The 6,599-nt window shown below is 40.6% G+C and carries 5 protein-coding genes; all 5 read right to left on the bottom strand.

The annotated features are described in order from the left end of the window. Positions 1–559 (bottom strand): alpha/beta hydrolase (locus VNZ46_RS28255; RefSeq protein ID WP_325564865.1); only part of this gene is annotated, 559 nt, incomplete at its 3' end. Between the two features lie 177 nt (positions 560–736). Continuing rightward, positions 737–1,603: a helix-turn-helix domain-containing protein gene (locus VNZ46_RS28250; protein WP_325564863.1), complete on the bottom strand. Its 867-nt coding sequence runs from the start codon at positions 1,601–1,603 to the stop codon at positions 737–739. 226 nt (positions 1,604–1,829) lie between these two features. Beyond that, positions 1,830–3,308, bottom strand: a complete 1,479-nt coding sequence (locus VNZ46_RS28245; RefSeq protein WP_325564861.1) for a serine hydrolase — start codon at positions 3,306–3,308, stop codon at positions 1,830–1,832. A gap of 321 nt (positions 3,309–3,629) precedes the next feature. Further along, positions 3,630–5,063 carry an alpha-L-fucosidase gene (locus tag VNZ46_RS28240; protein ID WP_325564858.1) on the bottom strand — a complete coding sequence of 478 codons (1,434 nt, stop codon included), beginning with the start codon at positions 5,061–5,063 and terminating at the stop codon, positions 3,630–3,632. 14 nt (positions 5,064–5,077) lie between these two features. Beyond that, positions 5,078–6,599: RagB/SusD family nutrient uptake outer membrane protein (locus tag VNZ46_RS28235; RefSeq protein ID WP_325564856.1), on the bottom strand; the 1,522-nt coding region annotated here is incomplete at its 5' end.

Genomic DNA, 6,599 nt, shown 5'->3' with positions numbered 1-6,599 from the left:
AAGGCATTGTTACGATTTCGGTTCCGCTTGCATCTTTAGACCTTGCCTCAGCACCTGCCAATAAATAAGGAAGTGCATCGGCATCTTTTACCGTGTTGGTCCAGCCGTTTCGGAACATTTGGCCAATGTTAACGGCACTTACCATCCCTACAGCTTTGATACGGTGGTCGTTAATTGCAGCGTTGGCGGTATAACCTGCACCTGCACAGATACCCATTGCACCGATCTTGTTGGTATTAATATAGGGAAGCGTTGTCAGATAGTCGATTACTGCACTAATGTCTTCTGTCCGGATATAAGGGTTTTCCAACTGACGTGGTTCACCTGTGCTTTCTCCCTGGTAGGATGCATCGTACGCAATAGTGATAAATCCCTTATCTGCTACCTTACGTGCATAAAGGCCTGATGCCTGTTCTTTAACGCCACCGCCTGGATGGGAAACAACTATTACCGGATATTTTTTGCTTTCGTCAAAACCTTCGGGGAAGTTGATGAATACCGACATTGTGATGTTTTTGTTGTTGGTGTTTTGAAAGCTGATTTTCTTTTGAGTTGCCATGTTATTTAAGTTTAAAGTGGTTATCTATTGATTTGATAACACAAAATTACATAGGGGCATACCTACAAAACGGAGACAGATTACGCTATTACGGATACAGTTTACGGTTTATCAGAATGCAATCCGAAAAATAAAAAAGGTAACCGCTCTGGCTACCTTTTATACGCTTATGGGTTATTATGCATTTCTGTATACTTTTGGTGAAAGACCAGTCTTCTTTCGGAAGAAGCGGGCAAAGTAATTCGGATAGTCAAAACCAAGACTATAGGAAATTTCACTGACGGAAAGTGTTGTGTTTTTAAGTTTGTTCTTTGCCAGTTGGACTACATGATCATGAATATGGTCCAATGGAGATCTTCCTGTGAAATGCTTGATCAGATCACCAAAATAATTAGGTGATAGATTGCTGTGCTGTGCAAAATAGGCAACCGAAGGTAAGCCCGGAACACTTGTATTTTCGCTAAAATAGTCCTCTAGTTTTTGCTGAAATTCATCGATTACCTTATGGTAGATGTTGCTCCGGGTATCGAATTGTCTTTCGTAAAAGTCTTTTACATAGGTCAATATCAGATTGACATAAGATAGTATGATCGTTCTGGAATAGTATTCTTTTTTGAATTCATTATTGGCCTTCTTGAACAGGTCCCATAGAATAGTCTCTTCATCCCTGGTCAGGAAGAGTGCCTCATGATTGTTATAGTGTACGAAGTTGTAGTCTTTGGCATATTTGTCCAGATATTTTGCGGTCACCATAATGGCATATCCTGAAGTGGGCGGAAGGATTTCCCAGCTTAGTGTGTTCTGCGGACAGTCTACATACATATAGCTCGTATCGGTCTGATCTTCCAATAGTGTAAACGGAGCCATTTTTGCGTCAATTGGCGGCTTTACGGCCAATAGATAAAAATCAATGGTAACGGGTTCCGAAACCAAACGTATATTTTTCCTACCCTCAAAATCAACAATATGCAGGTCGCTGCACTTCAATCCGTCAATATTTAGGTAGCGGCTGAATTCCGGTATGTCCAATATCTTTGTTTTCATTTTTATTATCCTTCAATACTTTACAAAAGTAAACAATTTGAAAAGCTTGTAACGGGGACAAATAAAGGATAAAAGGATACGTTTTACTGATTATTGGACGAGTTCTATTTCAAATCCTGTCTTACATTAGATCAGCTGCTGATTGAAAAAGTGAAACGATATCCAGAAATCCCACGATTTAGTGGAAAGCGGTCAATAAGACTGGCTTTTCCAAATCCGCAGTGATTTATATATTCTTGTTTATTTTTTTGCTGTTGAGTTTTCCTAATATAAAGGTCCAGTGTTCATTTTGTGGTTCCAAAGAGAGTGCCTTTTCAAAACAGCTTCTTGCATTTTGCAGCTCCCCAGATCGTCTGTAGGTCTCGCCAAGGCTTTCAAGTGCCAACAGACTGTTTGGATACTCTTTGAGGTTGAATTGATATATTGTTATGGCTTCTTTTATTTTTTTGTTTGTCCTAAGTTCGTTTCCCAGGTAGTTTAATTGGTTTTCATTAAAAATGAGCTTACTGTCTTTGTTTGCTTTGAGCTTTTCATATAAGCTAAGTGTGGCATCTATGCCTTTGTTTTTGTAGGTTGACCTCAAAGTATCCAGCAAGGACCAGCTGTATTGGTATGTGTTGATTTTTCGGCCTGGTTCCAGGATGTATCTGCCTATATCGGTCACCGTGTTGTTGGAATTAGAGAGTACCACAACGCCGATTTTGTTCTTTTTATCTATTCCGATAAAAGTGGTGTATCCTGGCATTCCTCCGTCTTTGAACAAAACATTTCCTGTGCTATCTACAAGTGTCCAGCCCATTGTGGTATAGGTATTATCTCCATCCTTTTTAGCCTGCAGTTTATGGGTTAGTTCCATTGCGGGAAGGAGGTCTGTTTGTTTAAGGGCCAGATTTGCTGCTGCGAATTCAAGCAAATCATCAACGCTTGAACGCAGTGCGCCTCCGGGTGCAATCGCGCCAAGTTCTGTAAGCCCTACTGGGGTTCCTGTTTCTGCATGGCCAATGGCCAGGTTAGCTTTTTGTTTTTTTGATAGGGTTATAAGGGTATTATTTAGGCGCAGGGGAATAGTGATTTCGTCTTTGATTAGCGTTTCAAAGTCTTTTTTTTCGATGACTGAGAGTATATTTCCCAGTATCCCGTAGCCCACATTTGAATACCGCCACCTGCTATCAATTTCATAGGGTGGTTTAAATGTTGATAGGTACTGATAAAGTTCTTTTACAGTGTAATCCTGATAGGCCTGATCTAAATTCTTCGGGTCAACATTGTATGGAAAGCGTGGCATACCTGATCTATGGGTGGAAAGGTTAAGCAAAGAAATCTCCTTACCGTTTTTGGAAGGGCTTTTTACGTCTGTGGGCAAATATTTGGAAATGGGATCATTCAGGTTGAGCTCGTGCCTTAAACTCATCTTGGAAAGTACCAATGAGGTGAACACTTTTGTGATAGAGCCTATTTCATAAATCGTATTGCCATCCGGGAGTGATGGATCGGCATCGCTTTTAACGCCTTCTGCGAAAACCTGTTTACCTTTCATGTTCACAATTCCTACTATGATGCTTTTGCATCTTTTTCCAGCTACCTCGTTTTGGATGATCTTTTTTATACTATCTATGGACACTTGCGCTTTTATGGCGTTGATGTTAACCAAGAAAGATATAATTAGTAATATAAAAAGAGTCAGGGCTTTTGGCTTGGTTATCATGACGATGTCAGTTGAGTACTTATCATTAATAAGACTAATAATCCTCTAATTTGTTGCATTATGGAAATAATAAATTTGTCTTAAAAGGGGAAAAGGACTAATCTTCTGTTTCTTGTTCAACCGCCTCCCTGGGGAACTCTTGATGAATATTGCCAATTTGTTTATTAGAATATCATCTATAGAAAAGGCCCGCATTATAATTTTAATGCGAGCCTTTTATTAGTCTTTCCTAATTATAACTTACCTTGACAGAAGAAACGGAGTCGTTAAATCCGCTGCCAAGGCAGCTCGGCTCCTGCGCATCAAGATCATATATACGGACTAAGTCTTTGCTTTTTCGTAGCTATTTCCACTTCCTTTCACGTTACTGCTCGTTTCAATCACCAGCACAAAAGGCTTATCTGCCCCTGTCTTTTTATAATGAACAAAGTATCCATTGCTCTGGATTTCTTCTACCCTTAAACGTTCCTCCGGTTGCGTAAGTAAATAAGCTTTGCTGATTCCTGTTCCCGCAGGAAGTTTAACCTGATACGCACCAGAAACAGGTACGTTGCATACAATCATATGGATCTTGTCGGTACCTGTTTTCTTTGTAAAGTATCCCCAGTCTTGCTTTTCCAATCCTGCATATTCACAGTTATAGATCGCCTCGTTGTTTACCTTCATCCAGTCCCCGATTTCAGCAGCCAGTTTTTTCTCCTCATCACGAATCGACCCATCCCCTTTTGGACCAAAATTCAACACAAAATTTCCTCCTAAGGATACGGCTTTGGCCGTCATTTCAATCAACTCGTTGCTGGTTTTAATATGTCCGTTCCAGGCCTTGTTATAGCCCCATTGATTTTCCGGAACTGTCATCACGCAATCCCAATCGTTCCCATGCACATCTTCTATCTTATTGGGCAATTTACGTTCCCATCCCTGCTCATAGTCGCCCATGAGCACATGATTAGAATCAAAATGACGTTTTCCAAACTCATCAGCTCTAAAACGGCTGCCAATAATCAATCCCGGACGCAGTTTACGCATTTCGGCTTCCAGTTCATCTGCAAATTCGGCCTGTTTTACCCAGGATTTATCCCAGGTTCCATCAAACCAGAGTCCTTTAGCAGTAGGATACCTGGTCAGCAATTCAAGCAACTGGTTTCGGGTAAATTTCTTAAAGCCTTCAAAGGCAATACTATCAGACTTGGTTTTTATGTCATATCTCCAGCCTGGATGGTTCCAGTCCATGATAGAAAAATATAAGATCACATCTATCCCTGCCTTATTGTAAGCATCTACCAGCGGCCCTATTACATCCTTCTTCCAGGGAGACTTCGCTACCGTATAAGACGTATATTTACTTGGCCATAAGCAGAATCCATCATGGTGTTTAGTAGTTATGGTCACGTATTTGGCGCCCATGTTCTTCGCTATCCCGGCCCATTCTTCAGGATTGAAACTAACCGGATTGAACTTATAAATCAAAGAGTCATAAGTCGATTTCGGGATACCATTCCAAGACCTGATCCATTCTGCAGCGCCATCATATTGTTTGCCATTCCATTCACCACCGGGTATAGCGTACAGGCCCCAGTGGATAAACTGCCCAAGACCATAGCCTCTCCATTTTCGCATCACCTCATCGGTTCTTTTTCCAACACGATGTGCACCGTGTTTCAATAAAACTGTATGCTCAACTTGCTGTGCCAGGCAAAATTTGCTAGACAATATGGTGATTATCAGGGTCAGGAATAACTTTCTATTCTTCATAATTTCTTCTCTTTTTAATAACCAGTGTTCTGGTCCAGTTTGGCATCTTTATTCAGATCTATTTCTGCCTGCGGGATAGGCAATAATTGATTAAATGCCTTAATAGAACTTGCTGAAGTAGGATTGTATTTTTGCACCCGATCAAATAAAGTACCGGTACGCATTAGGGTCACCCTACGGTCTTCTTCAGCGGTAAGTTCTCTTGCTCTTTCATCTAAAATGAAATCCATTGTGATGTCACTAGCCTGTACCTGATCAGCATTTGCTCTTGTACGCAATACATTTATACTTGCTGCTGCTTCAGATAACTTACCCTGTTTAAATTGTGCTTCTGCAAGTAAAAGATAAGTCTCACCTAAACGCATTTGGATACGATCTTTATAAGTAATTGTTCCAAATGGCTCCTGATCAGTATAATAGTTCCATTTCGTAGTATGTGCATAGATGTTTTGAATGGTATCAAAACCAGTAACGACTACCTGTTTTCCGTATTTAGGAGATGTTGGGTCATTATAATAGAATTTGCGGTGAATATTAAATCCAGAATTACGCATATCATTCTTTTTATACAAATTATAGGTCCACCAGTTGGTTGGTCTGATCCGCCCTATACCTCTTCCACCTAGAGAATCTGCAATCAGCATTCCTGGGATATTCACATAGAAAGGCACCCAGCATCTTCTACGCTGATCTGTCGGACTAAACCCACCAGGGACATTATAGTTTTGCTCAATAACCCAAATCGCTTCTGCATTTCCCTGGTTTCTTCTCATATTTCCATAAATGAACATATCTGAAAAAGGGTCACCCGGCTGATCCTTTTTTATCCCATAACGTGTATTTATTAACCGGAGTGCTCCATTAGCAATAACCTTTTTAGCTTCAGCCTCTGCCAGATCCGGTTTATTTGCTCTAAGATAAACTAAAGCTAGTAATTGCGAAGCAGCAGATTTATTGATACGGCCCTGTGCTTTTAATTTAGGAAAATCAGGCAGGTTCACCGCGGCATAATTTAGATCAGCAATAATAAAATTCAGCACCGAATCTGCAGGTGCACGTACAAAATCAGTTTTAGGTGTGGTAAGTGAATGCTTTACTAATGGAATTCCGCCATATAAACTGGACATAAAATTATAAGCATAAGCCCTGAAGAATTTAGCTTCGGCAATATAACCGGTTTTTTGATCTGGTGTTAAAGCTGTACTGCCAGATTCGATAGCATCGATGATCTGATTAGCCGAATTGACCGTTTTATATCCCCAGCGCCAGAATCCTGCTGAGGCAACATCCTGCGAATTAAGCTGTCCATAACTTTCATAAGGAACCATTGCTGAAGTTGCTTGCCCGTTTCTAGCAATATCAGTTCCTGATGCCATAGTTGCAATAATTCCCTGGTCACCTTCGTACTGATCGCGAACTGTATTTTGCAAGCCTGCAATCGCTGCCTCGAAGCCAAGTGGGTCAACCAGTGTATTTTCAGGTGCATAGGCTGATTTTAAATTCTCATCCAGGAAACTCTTTTTACATCCCACACTT

This window comes from Pedobacter sp., assembly GCF_035566355.1.
Taxonomy (GTDB): Bacteria; Bacteroidota; Bacteroidia; order Sphingobacteriales; family Sphingobacteriaceae; genus Pedobacter.
The sequence above is the reverse complement of the archived record's forward strand: the minus strand, read 5'-3'. Positions and strand labels throughout refer to the sequence as shown.